11 protein-coding genes are annotated in these 17,469 nt (G+C 55.7%); 1 reads left to right on the forward strand and 10 read right to left on the reverse strand.

Annotation, left to right across the window (positions count from 1 at the left end; all coding sequences use genetic code 11):
• Positions 1–314: 314 nt before the first annotated feature.
• The 3 genes from Q672_RS26180 to Q672_RS26190 form a co-directional block, all read right to left on the reverse strand.
• Entirely contained in the window at positions 315–701 is a 387-nt protein-coding gene (locus Q672_RS26180; protein WP_022985442.1) for a VOC family protein, read from the reverse strand.
• Positions 702–788: 87 nt separating this feature from the next.
• Entirely contained in the window at positions 789–2,075 is a 1,287-nt protein-coding gene (locus Q672_RS26185) for a hypothetical protein (protein ID WP_152521828.1), read from the reverse strand.
• 84 nt (positions 2,076–2,159) lie between these two features.
• On the reverse strand, positions 2,160–3,134 hold the full coding sequence (locus Q672_RS26190; protein ID WP_022985444.1) for a restriction endonuclease: 975 nt from the start codon (positions 3,132–3,134) through the stop codon (positions 2,160–2,162).
• Between the two features lie 339 nt (positions 3,135–3,473).
• On the opposite strand from Q672_RS26190, the gene Q672_RS26195 reads away from it, so the two are divergent.
• Positions 3,474–4,460: an integron integrase gene (locus tag Q672_RS26195; protein WP_022985445.1), complete on the forward strand. Its 987-nt coding sequence runs from the start codon at positions 3,474–3,476 to the stop codon at positions 4,458–4,460.
• A gap of 203 nt (positions 4,461–4,663) precedes the next feature.
• On the opposite strand, the gene gcvPB is transcribed toward Q672_RS26195, so the two are convergent.
• From gcvPB to Q672_RS26230, 7 genes are all read right to left on the reverse strand, one after another.
• Positions 4,664–6,130, reverse strand: coding sequence for an aminomethyl-transferring glycine dehydrogenase subunit GcvPB (gcvPB, locus tag Q672_RS26200; RefSeq protein ID WP_022985446.1), 1,467 nt, complete (start codon positions 6,128–6,130; stop codon positions 4,664–4,666).
• The gene (gcvPA, locus tag Q672_RS26205; RefSeq protein ID WP_022985447.1) at positions 6,127–7,488 is read right to left on the reverse strand and encodes an aminomethyl-transferring glycine dehydrogenase subunit GcvPA; all 1,362 of its coding nucleotides are present in this window, start codon (positions 7,486–7,488) and stop codon (positions 6,127–6,129) included. Before gcvPA ends, gcvPB begins: the two co-directional genes overlap by 4 nt.
• Before the next feature lie 154 nt (positions 7,489–7,642).
• Entirely contained in the window at positions 7,643–8,029 is a 387-nt protein-coding gene (gene gcvH / locus Q672_RS26210) for a glycine cleavage system protein GcvH (RefSeq protein ID WP_022985448.1), read from the reverse strand.
• A 121-nt stretch (positions 8,030–8,150) separates the two neighbouring features.
• Positions 8,151–9,230, reverse strand: coding sequence for a glycine cleavage system aminomethyltransferase GcvT (gene gcvT, locus Q672_RS26215; RefSeq protein WP_031226482.1), 1,080 nt, complete (start codon positions 9,228–9,230; stop codon positions 8,151–8,153).
• Between the two features lie 141 nt (positions 9,231–9,371).
• Entirely contained in the window at positions 9,372–12,632 is a 3,261-nt protein-coding gene (locus Q672_RS26220; protein WP_022985450.1) for an Ig-like domain-containing protein, read from the reverse strand.
• A gap of 12 nt (positions 12,633–12,644) precedes the next feature.
• Positions 12,645–14,003 carry an OmpP1/FadL family transporter gene (locus Q672_RS26225; RefSeq protein ID WP_022985451.1) on the reverse strand — a complete coding sequence of 453 codons (1,359 nt, stop codon included), beginning with the start codon at positions 14,001–14,003 and terminating at the stop codon, positions 12,645–12,647.
• A 313-nt stretch (positions 14,004–14,316) separates the two neighbouring features.
• Positions 14,317–17,463 (reverse strand): Ig-like domain-containing protein, encoded by a 3,147-nt coding sequence (locus tag Q672_RS26230; RefSeq protein ID WP_022985452.1) that lies wholly within the window; start codon positions 17,461–17,463, stop codon positions 14,317–14,319.
• Between the last annotated feature and the right edge of the window lie 6 nt (positions 17,464–17,469).

Genomic DNA, 17,469 nt, shown 5'->3' on the forward strand with positions numbered 1-17,469 from the left:
GGCCATCCCCCACAAAATCGACAGCCATCACATGCTGCCTCCCTCAAGACAGCCAGGAATGAATGTAGGGGAATGCGGGAAGGGACTCAATGACAGGGCAAAGGAACGAATGGGCCGGCGAGCGTTCCTGCAGTGTGTATGCAGACGGGATGCTAGCGATTATGCCGTTGAAGATCAGGGTGAGACACGCGTTTATCGGTTCAGGAAGGGGGGCTGGATTTACTGGACTGCCTTACAGGGCATTTGTCACCTTCGCGTGCCAGCAGAAAGTATCCACTAAAGCGGGGGACGACTAGGGCCGTTGCTTCACTGTGTTATACGTTTTCATAGTTGGAGACCTCAATCAAATTACCATCAGGATCCCTGAAATATACCGATTTAATTTTACCTAAAGCCCCGGTACGTTGAACTGGGCCGTCGATGACTTTGATGCCCTTTGATTCCAAATCATGTAGTGCGTGCTCTACCGGCAGGTCAATTATGAAACATAAATCAGCTGAACCGGATTTAACATTTTGTGCCTTAGGCTCAAACTCTTTGCCTAATTGATGGAGATTTATCTTTTGTTGGCCAAAGCTTAACGCTATTCGCCCTTCTCCAAATTCGACTTTCTCCATGCCCATGACAGATGAATAAAATTGAATCGTTTCATTTATATCTTTTACTGTAAGAACCAAATGATCAATTCTATCTACTTTCACGATGCCTGATTCCTTCCTGATGTATAACGCCGCGCTCTGCGGCAAATTTGGAGCGCAGCGTAAAATTTGTCCGACAGCAGCACTTTGTTATGCATTTTTACCACGACCTTCTAAGCTGTTCTGGACTTGGTCCGGCACAAACATCCTCTTTGGTGTTTTCTCAAAAAATCTAATATGAAATGCCGACGACATTTCGCTTGGTCGAATTCTGACCCAAGGATCTTCTAACTCTTGTGACGTAAACTCAACAGGAATAGCAGGCTGAAACGCTTCCACGTCAACTTTAAAATCCTCTGAACCTATCTCTTGAATTTTGTAGCCGTTCGAATATATATGAATAGCTTTCACCTTTTCTGCTAGCGATTTATTTGCTATAGGCAGAAACATTGCGTCATCAAGATCTTTAAGGCATATAGTTGGGAAATACCGTATAAAACTATTTTTACTGTAAGATATTGGGAGAAACTCAACTTCACTCCGCCCTATTGATGATGAACTTCCTACTTGTTTGTAACGCTCATCTTCTTCATCATCTATTTCCGTTTCTGAGTCGCTCTCGATGTCGAGGTAACTTTCCCATTGCCCTCCGGCTATGCCGTATTTAATGCCAGATAGCTGTTCTGTAAAATCACAACCCGTGTCGTTTCGCATTCGGTTTGACTTATCAGAGCTACCAAAAATTATCCCAAGTATCTTTTGCTTGGGCTCCTTCAGATGCATAGAACAAAATAGCCTGAAATGCCCTATATCATCCGCAGAATATTTTTCTTTGAGTTCAAATGAAAAAGTTAAATGGTTCAGCGGATCAGTTGATTCTTGGAGGAATAGTAACCTATTCAAAGTTCCCTCTATTCGCTGAAATCCGGTAGAGATAACTGACTGTATATCATCGCCCCATCGGGCGAAGAAGCTTGCTTGCTCTTCTTCAGATAGCGTTATATTCAAATATTGGAATCTTAGTGAAAATCCGTCCGGGCTGTCCAAAGTTATTCTTAGCCTTTCGCGATCTAAAATTTCGCAGTGTGTAATACCTTGTTTTTTCGCGCTCTCAACAAGAGTATCTTTTTCCCCTATCGTAAGGTTTATATTGGTAAAGAATACAAATACGCTTGGCTTCTTGTTTGCGCCAATAGCACTATCTAGATCGCTAGCAAATTTTTCATTAATAGTTTTTTTCTGCTCTTTCGAATCATTTGCCTGATTGACAAAGCCTACAGCCCCATAAGCTAGCGATTCATCCCGGAATAACGCCTCTATATCCCTGCCACCATCGGGGCCACCTCGTGGATGCCTTGGCCGGACATCAGAGAATCTTTTGTCTACAGCCAAAATAGCCCTGCACAACTGCTCTCTGTGCAGCTGGTTAGTATCCAAGTAACTTTTTAGTCGTTCGTCCGTTTGATATGGCAACTTCTAGCTCCGAACTATAAATGCATAACGCCTCAAACACCGGCGCAGCTATGCTGCGTCCGAGTGCTTTGACTTGTTAGAAGCCTTTGTGGCTAATATTTTCTGCAATTTCTCTTTCACTTCCGATTTGCTGCTACCAATTACCAAATGCACCTTCTGGTTATCGGATATATCGTTATGTTCATTAATCAGTTGTTTGGTCCTCTGGGTTACTCCAGAGCTGACAACCAAAATACCGCCTTTGCCAGATTTATTAACTTTGTACATGAATTCGCGAGCAGTACCTAAACCCAAAAGTTTTTGGTATCGTTTTACCTCAACAATAAAGTCTCCTTCTGCCCCTTTCGCCTCGAAGTCATAACCATGATCTTGAGCTCCAGAAGGGGCACCATTTAGTGCGCCAAGCTCCTGTAAAACCTCACCTACCATTTTTTCAAATTCCATCACGGAAGCCATCATGCTTGAATTATGGCTATTAATAACAACGTCACCTGAAACAATGTCAACTTCGGTTTCTTTGTCGATTTTTAGCTTTCTAGTGATACTGGCCGCACCAATAGCTGCAATCAAAACACCAAGGCCAGAGAATAGCCATGACGCCAATGGTTCCCAGCTGAAAGATTTTGGTTCAGCTGTCTCTGGCGGTGAGTATGTAGCACGAACAGCTTTTATAGCAGCTAAAAGGGATTCTCTTTTCTCTAGAGGTATGAACTTATTGCCCATAAACCGTTCTTGGATTTGGACTAGCAATTCGTCAGGAGTGTATGGGTAAGACACACCCTGCTTAAGCTCTTTTCCTTTTATGAATGAATTAATATCTTCAATAGACACAGACTTTTCATAAAAGAGTAGCTCTTGGACATCATCCATTAAGCTCTCGTGAATTACATTAACTTTACCAGTCGTTATTTCTTTCACGTAGTCTGGGACATGCATAAGGGAAAAATAGAATGTACCGGCCACCCCAATAACGCCAAAAATATTCCATGCATTTTTTATTATCCAGTTAAACAATGATTTCAATTAATCTCTCCTTACTTGGCTGGGCTTCTAACAGCGTATTAATTAGAACGTTCCGTATAACTCGGTTCTATATAACTCTGGAACCCTCGTACATACTCCCCGATAAAAAGCCTGCCATAACAATGGGTTGAGATGCTATAGCCAATCTCCTACACGGAGTTATAAGGAACGTTCCTTATAGCTCCTGACTCTGGGTCACTTATTGGCAGCATCCTTTTCTTATGCGTATCAACAAGATAGGTAACAGGTAAGCACCATGCTTCAGGAATGAGCACTGCTTCCGTTGAAAAAGGGCTTCGCCAACTGCAATACTGTCATTTTGAACAGTATGGAGTTGTCATGGATGACATCCCTCGCGCCCTGCCCGAAAAGCCGGTAAAGCTGATGGATCAGTTCCGGTTCTGGCTAAGGAAAAACCAGTACAGTTATCGAACAGAGCAAACCTATGTCCACTGGGTGATCAAGTACATTCGATATCACAAGATGCGTCATCCTTCGACGATGAGTGCCAGGGAGATTGAGGCATTTCTTTCACACCTGGCTGTACAGCGATATTGCAGCCCATCCACTCAGAAAATTGCCCTTAATGCGCTGAATTGTTTCTATCGTCGATTTTTACAGCAAGACTATGGCGAACTGAATTTTCGCCAATCGAAGCGTAAACCCCGGATCCCTGCCGTGTTTTCCGAGCAAGAGGCCCAAGCAGTTATCGCACTGCTCCCTGAGCCTTCCCAGTTGATATGTGAACTCCTTTATGGCGCTGGGCTACGCGTGTCCGAGGCGCTTCGCATTCGCATCAAGGATCTGGATTTTGATCGGATGATTATTACGGTGCATCAAGGCAAAGGTGACAGGGACAGGAGAACACTGCTGCCAAAGTCTTGTGAAGCACGATTGCGCCAGCAAATCTCTGTGACAACAAACCTGTATGAGATGGATCAGAAAAATGGCATTGGCCCCGCGTGGATGCCACATGCGCTGAGCAGGAAATATCCTGGAGCAGGCTCACAACGTATCTGGCAATTTATTTTCCCTTCTAAAGAACCTGCGACAGACCCGCAGACCGGAATCGTCCGGCGTCATCATTATCATCAGGATACTGTCCGCAAGCATGTCAAACAGGCGGCCTCTGAAGCTGGCATCACCAAGCTCTGTGGTCCTCATACGTTTCGCCACTCTTTTGCCACCCATTTGCTGGAGAAGGGCTACGACATCCGCACGGTACAGGAGCTGCTGGGCCACAGCGATGTTTCCACCACCGAGCGCTATCTGCATGTGATGAATCGGGGTGGACTGGGGGTGATCAGCCCGCTGGATCGGGGGTAGGCAGGGTATGGGTCGGACGTCGAGAGTCTTAAGCCGCAACCCGCCCATGAACAACACCCGCACAGTAAAACTCGCGCCCTGTTTTGTCTTTAGCGTCCGTCCTCCGACGTCAGACGTCCGACTGATCCTCTCCCATTAAAAAACCCGGCTTGCGCCGGGTTTTGATCGCCATGCGAGCATGGCTCCTACGGGGTCAGCGCTGCTTACTCGCTCCAGGCGAGATCCAGCTCGCGGGCTGCCTTCACGTCATCGAGGCGGCGTACCGGCTGGGTGAAGGGCGCTTCCTTGACCATGTCGGGCTGGGTGCGCGCTTCTTCCAGAATGGCGGCCATGGCATCGACGAACTCGTCCAGGGCTTCCTTGCTTTCGGTTTCGGTGGGCTCGATGAGGAAGCACTCCGGCACCAGCAGCGGGAAGTAGGTGGTCGGTGCGTGCTGGTTGTAGTCCAGCAGGCGCTTGGCGATATCCATGGCGGTAACCCCCAGCTCTTTCGCTTCTTTGGCGAAGGTGAGAATGAACTCGTGGCTGGCGCGGCGATCGGGGTAGGCGGCGGTGCAGCCGACGGCTTCCAGTCGCTTGAGCAGGTAGTTGGCTGCCAGGGTGGAGAACTCGCCCACGCGGATCATGCCTTCACGGCCCAGCGAGCGGGCGTAGTAATAGGCACGCAACAGTACACCGGCATTACCCATGAAGGCACTCAGGTGACCGATGCTGGTCTCCAGGGTGTCGGTGTCGATCCAGTGGAAGCTGCCGTCGTCGCGCTGGCCCGCCATGGGGGTGGGCAGGTAGGGCAACAACCGCTCGGACACACCCACCGGGCCAGCACCGGGGCCGCCGCCGCCGTGCGGGGTGGCAAAGGTCTTGTGCAGGTTCATGTGGATGACATCGAAGCCCATGTCACCGGGGCGTACCTTGCCGAGAATGGCGTTGAGGTTGGCGCCATCGTAGTAAAGCAGGCCACCCGCTTCGTGGACGGTTTTGGCGATGGCTTCGATCTGCCGTTCGAACACGCCGCAGGTGCTGGGGTTGGTCATCATCAGGCCGGCGGTCTGGGGGCCACAGGCGGCTTTCAGGGCTTCCAGATCCACGTCACCATCTTTACCCACCGGCACTTCACGGACCTTGTAGCCACACATGACGGCGGTGGCCGGGTTGGTGCCGTGGGCGGCTTCCGGGATGAGGATCTCGGTACGGCCTTCATCACCACGGGCTTCGTGGTAGGCACGGATCATGGCGACCCCGGCGAACTCGCCCTGGGCGCCCGCCATGGGGGCCAACGATACGCCTTTCATGCCAGTGACTTCCTTGAGGAAGTTCTGCAGCTCGAACATGCAACTGAGGAAACCCTGGCTGTGGGTCTCCGGGGCCAGGGGGTGGCGGTTCAAAAAGCCCGGCAGCATGGCGGCACGGTTGGCACCACGGGGGTTGTACTTCATGGTGCAGGAGCCCAGCGGGTAGAACTGCTTGTCGATGGCGAAGTTCTTGCTGGACAGGTTGGTGTAATGCCGCACCACCTGCATTTCCGACACTTCCGGCAGGGCCGGCTTCTGTTTGCGGCGCAGGTGCGCAGGAATGGCGCTGAGTTTGTCGTCTGCCAGCGCTTTCGGCGCCTGGGAGACGGCACTGCGGCCGGGCTGGGACAGTTGGAAAATCAGTTGGGTCTCGCTCATGCTGCCAGAACCTCTTTCAGGGCGACCGCAAACAAATCCAGATCGCTTTCGCTGTGGACTTCGGTGGCGTTAATCAGGATCGCATTGGGCATGTCATAGTCGGTGGCCAGGCTGACACCGCCCAACACGTCTTTCCCGGCCAGGGCCGCCAGCACCTCGGCGGCCGGTTTCGGCAGGGTCAGCACCACCTCGTGGAAGGTGGGCGCGCTAAAGGCCCGCTCGACACCGGCAATGGCGGTGAGCTTGTCAGCCAGCGACTGGGTGTTGGCATGACAGTGTGCCGCCACATTGGTGAGACCATCCGGCCCCAGCAGGGAGCAGTAGATGGTGGACGCGGTCATGGCCAGGCCCTGGTTGGTACAGATGTTACTGGTGGCTTTGGAACGGCGGATGTGCTGTTCGCGGGCCTGCAGGGTCAGGGCAAAGCCCTGCTTGCCTTCCATGTCCACGGTGCGGCCGATGATGCGCCCCGGCATCTGACGCACGTATTTCTGTTTGCAGCACATGAAACCAAAGTACGGGCCACCGGAGGACAGCGGAACGCCCAGCGGCTGACCTTCGCCCACCACAATGTCGGCACCCTCTGCGCCCCACTCGCCCGGCGGTGTCAGCAGCGCCAGCGAGGTCGGGTTGACCACACCGATCACCAGCATGTTGTTGGCGTGGGCCCAGTCGGTCAGGGCATCCACTTCTTCCAGTGAGCCAAAGAAGTTGGGCTGGCTGATCACCAGTGCTGCATAGTCCTGGCCCTCGAATGGCTTGAGGGCGTCCAGCGGGGTCTGGCCGCTGGCGGGATCAAACGCCACACTGTCCAGCGCCACATCCTGGTTTTCCACGATGGCCTGGGTCGCCGCGGTGTAACGGGGGTTCAGGGCGGTGGGCACCAGTACCTTGCGGGACTTGCTCTTGCGGTTGGCACGCAGGGCCATCAGCACCGCTTCCGACAGGCCAGAGGCACCGTCGTACACAGAGGCGTTGCTCACTTCCATGCCGGTGAGGCGCGTCATCAGGGTCTGGAATTCGTAGATCACCTGCAGGGTGCCCTGGCTGGCTTCTGCCTGATAAGGCGTGTAGGCGGTGTAGAACTCACCCCGGGTGGCAATCTCCCATACCGCGGCCGGAATGTGATGCTGGTAGGCGCCGGCGCCAATGAAGCTGACTGCGCCGGCATCCATGGCGGCGCGCTCGTTCATCAGCCGGGTCACTTCCATTTCGCTCAAGCCCTCGGGCAGCGCATCCAGCTTGCCGGCGGCTTTCAGGTGCGCGGGAATTTCATCGAACAGGGCTTCGATGCTGTCGGCGCCAATGGCGTCGAGCATGGCACGCACGTCGTCGGGGGTATGGGGGATGTAAGGCATGGGGGTACCTGGATAGGTTGGGTTTGGCTTTTGGCTCCGCAGCGCTAAAAAACGCAGGGGATCAGCTATGAGCCACCAGCTTCGAGCGACGAGAAAAATCTTTTACTCACAGCTAGAGGCTGATAGCTCACAGCTGCGAATAACGGTCATGCCGTTATTCGCTTTCGATCTGCGCCTGGTACTGGTCAGCGGTGAGCAGGTTATCCAGATCGGATTCTTCACTCATGGCAATCTTGAATAGCCAGCCACCTTCATAGGGCGCGTTGTTCACCAGCTCCGGCTCGTCTTCCAGTGCTTCGTTGATTGCCACGATTTCACCGGACACCGGAGCGTAGATATCAGAGGCAGCTTTCACGGATTCGACGACGCCAGCTTCGTCACCGGCGGCCACGACCTGGCCGACTTCCGGCAGCTCCACGTAGACCAGATCACCCATGGCATCCTGGGCGTGGGCAGTAATGCCCACAGTCACGGTGCCGTCGTCGTTTTTGGCCCATTCGTGGCTGCTGGCATACCGCAGCTCGGCGGGAATCTCGCTCATTGTTGTCTCCTGTTAAGAGTCGCTTGCACGCAGCACGCCTTACGCGTGCACGCTGAATAATCCTGTTTTTTACTGTAGGAGCCGCTCGCATGGCTCCTACAGTGGCCGGGACAAGCCCCGACTAGATTGCTTTATAAACCGCCTGGCCGTTACGCACGAACGGTGCCTTGACCACCTGGGCCGGCTGGCGCTTGTTGCGGATTTCCACATCGACCTTGCCGGTGGCACCGGCGGGCAACCGGGCCAGGGCGATAGACTTGCCCAGCGTCGGTGAAAAAGTGCCGCTGGTGATCTCGCCCTCTTCACCGTTGGGCATCAACACTTTCTGATGGGCGCGCAGCACACCCTTGCCTTCCAGCACCAGCCCCACCAGCTCGGCGTGGCCATTTTCCTGCTGGTTGAGCAGCGGCTGGCGACCGATGAAATCACGGTCATTCAGCACCAGGGTCCAGCCCATGTTGGCTTCCCAGGGGGTAATGCTGTCGTCCATGTCGTTGCCGTACAGGTTCATGCCGGCTTCCAGCCGCAGGGTGTCACGGGCACCGAGGCCGGTAGGGGCCACACCGGCGGCCAGCAGCTGATTCCACAGCGCCACCGCATCGGCACCGGGCAGCATGATCTCTACGCCGTCTTCCCCGGTGTAGCCGGTGCGGGCAATCATCCATTCGCCGTCTTCGGCAAAGCCAAACACCTTGAGCGCCTGTACCGCCTCGGCGCGGGCGCCGTCGAGCAGGCCGGCGGTGATGTCCCGGGCCTCGGGGCCCTGGATGGCCAGCATGGCCAGATCGGCACGCTCACGAATATCCACCGCAAACCCACCGGCATGCTGTTCCATCCAGGCCAGGTCGGTTTCGCGGGTCGCGCAATTTACCACCAGCCGGTAGTCATTGTCGCGTTTGTAAACGATCAGGTCGTCGATCACACCACCGCGCTCATTGAGCATGCCGCTGTAAAGGGCACGACCAGGGGCAACACGGTCGACATCGTTGGCCAGCAGGTGGCGCAGGTAGTCGCGGGCACCGGAGCCGGCCACTTCCACAACCGTCATGTGCGAGACATCGAAGACGCCAGCCTTCTGGCGCACGGCATGGTGTTCCTCGATCTGGGAGCCGTAATTGATCGGCATGTCCCAGCCGCCGAAATCCACCATCTTGCCGCCAGCGGCCAGGTGAGCGTCATATAAAGCTGTGCGATGACCCATAACTACACCACGATACAAATGTGGGGGGAATTATATCGGGCCTGAACCGGGGGGCATAGGCTGGCAGGACGGACAGGGGCCGCCACAAACAACAATGCCCCGGCGAACCGGGGCATTGCGGGGTCAAGCCTGCAGGGCGCGTTATTTGATCGACGCGCTCTGGTAGCTCAGGTTGATGCCACCCGGCGGAATGATCAGGTTCACCTGCCCGCCTTCCAGGCCAGCAAGACTGATCTCCAGATCCACGTTCTTGGATTCCAGGTTCTGCAGACCAATGAACAGGCGGCCATCAGGCAGGAAGTCCAGCGGACCTTCCAGGATCACATCGTCAATGGGCAGGCCTTTCACGTTGTGCTCCAGACCCAGCGGCAGGCTCAGGGCCGGGGCATCGAACAGCAGGTCGAACTGGATCCGGAACACCGGGCCGTCCGGCGTTTCCACGATGTAGCCCACCGGCGGGACCGTGCGTGGACTGTTCGGGTCATTGGGGTCCTCGGGCTCGTAGCGAATACGCATGATGTTCGGGCCGGTGGCAGTCTCAATCGGCACCAGGCCCACATCGCCCAGCACTCCCAGCAGGCTGCCCAATACCCCTTCACCACCGAACTGACCCGCCAATGCATTGACCAGATCATCCACCGTCCCCAGTGTCACCTCCAGCAAATCGGTCAAAATCGGCCCCAACACCGGGATGACATCCAGGGTGCTCTGAGAATCCAGCACATTCAGATCCAGCCCGACTACCGCAGTGGCGTCCAGGTTGGTGAGCGCCACGGTAGTGGGATAGATCACCACAGGCACACCCTGTTGCTCAGCATCGAAGTCGAGGATTTCGGTGTTGAGCATCCCGGTGACATACATAATCCGGTTGCTGTCACAGCGGATCTGGTCTTCAGAGGTATAAGGCGGCGTACCTTCAAAGCCACAACCGGTGTTGGCCGCGGTAATCAGCCCTGTGCCACCGCCATCACGAGGCAGGATCAAGGTGGCATTGGCTGGCGTATCCACCGGGTCAATCACGTTCCCGGTGGCAACCGGTTCACCGGTATCGATCTGGAAGTTGTTATTGACATCCGCACTTTGCAGGTTATCCAGCTCCTGGAACACGGTGTTCACCGCCACGCCCCCACGGAACAGTATTTCCATGTCCGGCCCGCCGTCCGTCAAGCCACCTCCCAACAGGGGGGCGGTCTGCAGGGGCAAATCGTCAGCCGAGCAGATACCGGCACAGCCGGTACCACCACCGTTACCCGCGAGCACATAGCGGTACAGCGCGCCCTCTTCCCAGGCAGTATCCGGTGCAAAGGTGAGACTGCGGGTTTGCACGACCAGTTGCCCATCCACCGGCTCCCAGCTGCCGCCGTTATCCTTTTCCACCAGGAAGGTATCACCCAGCACAATGGTGTCGGCATTCATGTTCTGAGAAAAACGTACCCGGATGTCACGGTTGGCCGGCAAGTCCACAATCGGCAGCGGGTCCACTGCCACCTGCTGGGCTTCCGGGCTTGAAGACACACACACCCCCTGGGTGCCGGCATCAATTTCCCCTTGGGATGCCACCGTACTGGCACAGGGGAACCCTGGGTATACCACCGAAGCATAGGGACCCCGGCGAACATCCTCAGGATCATTTACCACGTATTCCGGCAGCATGAAGTCCAGGCTGTTATCCCCTTCCAGACTATCGAGCATCTGCAAGGCATTACCGGCAAGATCGGTAATCTCCGGAGTGGTTGTGACCACATATTCCACACCGTATTCCACCGGGCTGTCGGGGGTGATGATCAAGGCACTGCCATCCAGCTTCCAGCTGAACGGTTCCGCCATGCCACCCTTGGTGAGCATCAGGCTCTCACCGGCCACAATGGAGGCGGCTTCCAGCACCTCATTGAAATGGATGATGATCGGGTCGCCCGGCTCCATCCGGTCCGCCACATTACCCGGCTGCCAGGAAAGCTCCTGTCCATTCTCGCCATCCAGCACCGGCACAAAGGGATTCTCTGCATCAATCGGAGGGAGAGGAGCGGTTTCCTGATCGCGATAGGATTCCATGCGGAAACTCAGTACGCCGTAGGCATTATCGACACCCAAGACACGCGGCTCGACAATGGTGATGGCATCGGTGTTGAGCTTGCCATCGGTAATCAGCCCGGACCCCACCAGCTCAAGGTGCAGCAGGTTTTGCGTAAAGGCCCCATTGGCGCGGGCATCCTTGGTGGAGAAGGCCACATCCATGAACAAGCGCAGCTGCTTCGGTGCTTCATCACTGTCGGCATTGGGGTTGGGGAACAGATAACCGGTGGCATCGGAAATGATCTGCACGGTCACTTCACCGGAATCGAACCCGACAGGCACTTCACCACCAATAAGCACTTCCAGGGAATCCCCTTTCAGAATGCCACCCTTCTTGACTCGCAGCGGGGTGATCTCCGGGAAGTTCGGAGTAAAGGCCAGCTCGGCATAGACATCGCCCTGTTGCTTGGACACGGTTTTGTCTTGTAGCAGAGTGCTGTTCACCGGCACGCAGTTGATCGGTTGACCCGTCAGGTCAGAAACCCGCACGCCTTCATCACGACAGCCCAGCGTATCGTCCGCAGGCGGGGCATTGGTCACCAGTACCGCCCGCTCACCAGTCGTGGGAGAGGTAGTATCCTGGGGAACCGTGGTGTGGGTGTAGGGGGCGATGTCTTCACCAAATACACTCTTGATGCCATTCACCGACAGCTCATAGGTGGCACCCGGGGTCATGTCCTCGATGGGGTCCACACTGATCGCGTTTCGGCTGACCAGCATCTGCGCGTCTACCAACTCGCCATCCTTGCTCAGGCTGACCGTATCACCGTAGACCACGGTGGAGCGCTCGATGGGATGACTGGTACGCAGACGAAAGGTGGAGAAATCCATGCTTTCGAACTGTTGATCATCCGGAAACAGCGACTCCACCTCAAAGTTGGCGGCGGTTTTTTGTGTCTCCACCGGGCCTTGCAAGGCTGCGCGCGTAGTAAAGTTGAGCGTACCGTCCTTGAAGGTGGTGGTTTCGCCCAGCACGGTCACGCCGTTCATGACCACTTTGTAATCTGAAGCAGGCTCAAGTGCATCAACCGGCGTCAATACTACCCCCTTGCCATCAGCAACGGATTCCAGGGTGAATGCTACGTCCTCATCATCCGGCCCCGTAAAGGAGAAGTTGCCGGCATCCGCCGTGACTTCATGGCTGAACTGCAACGCTACGATAGTCCGGGGCGCCACCTGCTGCTGGTTATCCAACGGATAAGTGTAGTGCAGGTTACGGGGATTGAAGGTCGCCGTATTGAAGCTCACGTCATCGCTGTCACCCCCGCAGCCCACCAGGGTGGCGGTAGCAAGTGCGGTGATGGCGAGGGCAATCTTGTTCTTTTTCATGGTGCACCTCCGTTAGAACTTCAGGGTCAGGGACCCGCTGAATACATGAACGTCGCCGTCTGTGCTGACGCTTTCATAGGGGTTGGTCACACTGGGGTTGGTCGAGGTCAGCTCGAAGTCACGCTCCTGCAGCTGCTGATACTGGTACCCAAAGTCGAGACGCATGGGATAGGCCAGGATCGGCGGATTCTTGATGATCAGGGCACTGCCGACACCGACGATCAGGCGATCGTTGTCGAAATAGTTCACGTCCGGCGTCTGGATGCTTTCCAGTGGGCTCTCCTGATAAGCCACACCGCCAAACAGAATGATGTGGTCATTCACGGTCCACTCCGCACCGATCCGCGGCACGATGATGTCCTTGAACTTGGCATTGGCCTGATCCTTGACGGTATCGCGCTCCAGCTGATCTTCCAGGTCTTTCCAGTTCTGCTGCTCCACGGACACAGAAGCCCGGAAATTGTCACTGAAGTGGTACAACAGGCCCGCGCTGAAAATGTCCGGCTGGTAGGAATCGATTGTGTCGATAAGAACCGTGATGCCCGGATCAATCACGGTACCCGGGATAGTCAGGTTGGATTCCACTGCGGTACGGGCTTCTGTATGGCCACGGAAGGCAAAGGCCGTTTCCAGCCCTGTCCAGAAACCACAATCTTCCTTGCCACAGAATATCTTGTCCCACTCCATGTTCATGGAAAGCACAGGACGAATGATCGGTTTGGCTGTCACAGTCAGCTCTTCATACTGCGTTTCCCCGGCCAGATCTGCACTGGCAATCAGGGTAGCTTCGCTGCGCAGGGATACGTGGGCAGAGGCCCCGGTGGTAATCCCGTTGGCGACCTCCAGGCCGCCCCCAAGGTTCAGAAACAGCGGCTGACGCCCGTATTGCATGAATTGGCCTTCACGGGAGTTCTGGGATTCAAACGCCAGCATTTCCTCACCGTACTTTTCCACCCCGGCGATAATCGCAAAGTACAGGGGGTGCTCACCTTTCATCATGTCGGTGAGGTCGGTTTTCAGGGCAATGACTTGCTGCTGGGTGTCGGACACATTCGCTTTGTCGCCATCGCGAATAACGGCCGCCCCCCCACCGCTCGGGTTGCCGTTGCTGCTCACCCGCAGGTCATGCTCACCGTGCAATAGCCCCACGGTCATTTCACCACGAGGGTCGCGGGTCAGATAGGCAGGGTTGTAGTACAGCGCCGAAGCCTGGGTATTGAACAGGGACATCCCTTGTGCGGTACCCACATCAATAGGCAGCAGGCCATAGGTGCTGGCAGTGTTCCCCATTGCGCCCCAGGCGACCGGTGCGGCCAGTAAAGAGGTGGCAAAAGCGGCAGCCCCGAACTGGGACAGTTTACGGATGGTCATAGCGCGTCTCCGGCGTTTGTTATTCGGTTTATCGCCACGCTCAGGGTGGCTCTTGTATGGACAAGAACGGGTGAAAGCTATGCAGCCCCTGCCTGTTCCTGCCTGTGTATATGCAATAAGTAAAACAAAACGGCCGTACTACAGCCGTTGAGAAAAGGTTGGGAATGGTTGAGAAAAGTGTGTGATTTGACGGGCTTGTAAGAGTGTGTAATCAGAGTGTTATTTGAGCGGCGCCAGCGGCCGTTTGCCACAATGCCTTGCGCTTGACACCCAAAAGCCGGCACAAGGCCGGCTTTTGGGTGTTCCTGGTTAATCAGTTTTTCAATGGTGCGCCGAGATACTGCAGAACCACCCCCCCTTCCGGGATTTTCAGGAAAATCTCGGGCGTGTTGAGCAGCACACCCAGCTCCACATTGATAGGGATCGCATTGGCGTTGACCTGATTGATCACGATGCGCCCGTCCGGCAGGAAGGTTACCGGGCCCGACAGGTTCATGGTCAGCGGATAACTGTGCAGGTTGTGGGAGCCGTTAAGCACGATGTGCATGTACGGCGCATCCATGAACAGTTCCACATCGGTACGGAATTCCGGGCCGGCATCGGTTTCCACGATCCAACCCGGGATCAAACCCTGACGCTGAATCTCGTCAAACACATAACTGCCATCCGGGTTGCGCTTTTCACAGTAATTGTCGGCATCTTCCGGCCAGGCCACACAGTCATAGCGCATACGCATGAACTGCGTTTCGGTGGGAGTTTCACTGGGAATGAAACCCAGGATTTTCACCAACAAGGTAACCGACGAAGCCTGAATCATGGTGGGATACAACCCCACTCGAACGGCCTGGCCAGTCTCACCGGTGACCGGGTCGGTGTACGGGGCCATGCCAAAGACCTCCGTATTCAGGCCGCCTACCACATGGATGTCACAACCCTCCTCAGTATCGCAAACCAACTCCGGATCGTAGAGCAGCCCTTCACCGTCATAGCCATCAATGAACAGATCTGTGGTATTGACTCCCCGCCCCTCACTGCCATAACCCGGCTCTCCGCTATCGAAGTGGCCATTGGCATTGATATCCAGGGTTGGCAAGTTACGCAGGGGCTGGAAAACACTGGCCACCGAGGGCGCGCCAATGAAGTGCAAGTGCATGTTCGGGCCACCCATGTCCGCATCCGGTGCGCTCAGCACCGCTGTCTGCAATCGCTTGCCCGCGGTGGAGCAAATCGCCTCACCGCTGGAACAGTCGTTGGGCTGCTGCGCACTGGTGCCATTCACACTCATCAGGACATAACGGTAGTACGTCCCTTCTTCCCAGGGTTCCGCAGGAGTGAAGACAAGACTGCGGGTGCCGACTTCCAGCTTTCCTTTTACCCCTTCCTCACACTGGTACTTGCGAGTGCTGTCCTCGTCATAACGCATCGGCTTGCCGGTAGCAGGATCCAGCTCCACCTTTTCAACCCGGAAGCTACCAACGTCACAGGCGATACTGTTATCGAAGATCACCGAGGCAGGATCAATATCCTGGGAAAAACGGACATGAATAGAACGGTCCGCCGGCATCAGCGGAACAGGGGTGCGGTCATCGTCGGTGGTGCCACCCAGACAAAAACCGTGGTTGCCCGCTTCGATCTCCCAGTGCTCCTTATCGCTGGCACAGGGGAAGCCCGGGTAAGTCGTCAGGGCCACCGGCGCAGGAGCGTCTCCCACCCGGGCAGGCATCTGCAGGGTCGCATTCACCGAAGCCAGCGGATTGCCTGCCAAGTCAGTCACCTGGCCGCCCAACGCAACGGCATAACTTTCTCCCATGACCAGAGGCATTTGCGGATGCAGCACCAACGTGGCGCCATCCAGCGCCCACTCAACATTTTCTTCCATGCCGTTATGCGTAAAGGTAACCGCTCCCGGCTGCTCCAGGGTTGCCGGGTCAAGCGGCTCACTGAAGTTGAGAATGATCGGGTCACCGGGGCGAGCCTTGTCTGCCACACCACTATCATTGGCCGCGGGAGTCATGCTCTGCAGCACGGGGGACGTCATGTCCGGTACCGGCTGCGGGGCTCTCTCCTGATCCTCATAGGATTTCATGTGAAAACTGAGCAGCCCGAACGCGGTTTCCTGACCCAGAATCTTTGGCTCAACAATGCCCACCGCATCAATTTCCATCCGCCCATTCTGCACCAGCGCCATGCCATTGAGCTCCACATGCATCAGCGTCTGGCTAAGCGCGCCATTGGCCTCTGGATTTTCTGCGGTCATGGAAACGTCCATGTACAGACGCACCTGCTTGGGTGCCTCGTGGGCATCACTGTAGGGGTTGGGCAGCAGATAACCGGACGCATCGGACAGAAAGGTCACGGAAATATCCCCGGTACTGATCCCTGCCGGCACATCGCCCCCAACCTTCACGTCGATATTGGACCCGGTGAGCAAGCTGTTACGTGCGATACGCAACGGCGAGACATCCGGGTAATTCGGAAGATGTGCCAGCTCCGCGTACACATTGCCGGATTGCAAGGTGGCATCCTTGCTGCCTAGCAGAGTGGACTGCAGCGGCACACAGTTCATCGCCTCGCCGGTAAGTTTGGCAGTGAGCGCGCCGACCTGGTTGCAGGGATCTTCCAGCACGTCGCTGGCTTTTACCACTTCCTGCACCAGCGTGGCACGGGGCTTGGAGTTACCCGCCTGCCAGCTCTTTTCGAACCCGCCGGTCAACTGGGCATCATCGACACCCCGCACCGAGGAGGTCAGCTTCAGTGTGTAGGTCTCACCTGCAGCAAGATCCTCAATCGGATCCACGGTCACCGCGTTACCCTTGACCAACAGGATAGCCGGCACGGTTTGACCCTGATGTTCCAACTCAATGCTGGCATCCGCATCGGTGTCACCGTACCTCACCGTATCGGTGTTGAGCATCTGGTTGAACTGCAAGCGCAAGGCACTGAAATCCATGAAAGGCAGGGTATCCCCATCAGGGATCAGCTGGCGGACAACCAGTGCGGCGCCTTGCTTGCGGTGACTTAACGGTCCATCCGCATCCATACGAGTGGTGAAGTCCATCCCGCCATCAGGGAACGCGGCAATGCCATTACCTGTATCCAGATCACTGAACTCGAGACGGTAGTGGGTGGCGAACTCCAGCGGCTGCTGGGGCTGGATCGAAACCCCCAAACCACCATCGAGAGCCTGCGGCTCGCCCAGTGCAACGGGGGTCGCCCCTTCGCAGGTATCCGCCTGGGTGTCACATCTGAGTAGCTGAACATTGCCAGACTCTACGCTGACCGCATGAGAGAAACGGGCGATTATTGGCGTCTTCGGCGAAACCCCTTGCTGACCCTCGTAAGGGTAGCTGTAGTACACCTCGCCAATCTGCCAGTTCCGTGTTGTGGGATCATCGGCCTCGCCACCACATGCAGCCAACAAGGTGCTCGCCACTGCCAGGCCCAATAGTTTTATTTTCATGGCCAT

It is taken from the genome of Alcanivorax sp. P2S70 (assembly GCF_000475295.1).
Lineage (GTDB): Bacteria > Pseudomonadota > Gammaproteobacteria > Pseudomonadales > Alcanivoracaceae > Alcanivorax > Alcanivorax profundi.

Coding starts and splice junctions, on each gene's coding strand:
- Q672_RS26195 (WP_022985445.1), top strand. CDS start 3,474: ATGGATGACATCCCTCGCGCCCTGCCCGAAAAGCCGGTAAAGCTGATG.
- gcvPB (WP_022985446.1), bottom strand. CDS start 6,130: ATGAGCGAGACCCAACTGATTTTCCAACTGTCCCAGCCCGGCCGCAGT.
- gcvPA (WP_022985447.1), bottom strand. CDS start 7,488: ATGCCTTACATCCCCCATACCCCCGACGACGTGCGTGCCATGCTCGAC.
- gcvH (WP_022985448.1), bottom strand. CDS start 8,029: ATGAGCGAGATTCCCGCCGAGCTGCGGTATGCCAGCAGCCACGAATGG.
- gcvT (WP_031226482.1), bottom strand. CDS start 9,230: ATGGGTCATCGCACAGCTTTATATGACGCTCACCTGGCCGCTGGCGGC.
- Q672_RS26220 (WP_022985450.1), bottom strand. CDS start 12,632: ATGAAAAAGAACAAGATTGCCCTCGCCATCACCGCACTTGCTACCGCC.
- Q672_RS26225 (WP_022985451.1), bottom strand. CDS start 14,003: ATGACCATCCGTAAACTGTCCCAGTTCGGGGCTGCCGCTTTTGCCACC.
- Q672_RS26230 (WP_022985452.1), bottom strand. CDS start 17,463: ATGAAAATAAAACTATTGGGCCTGGCAGTGGCGAGCACCTTGTTGGCT.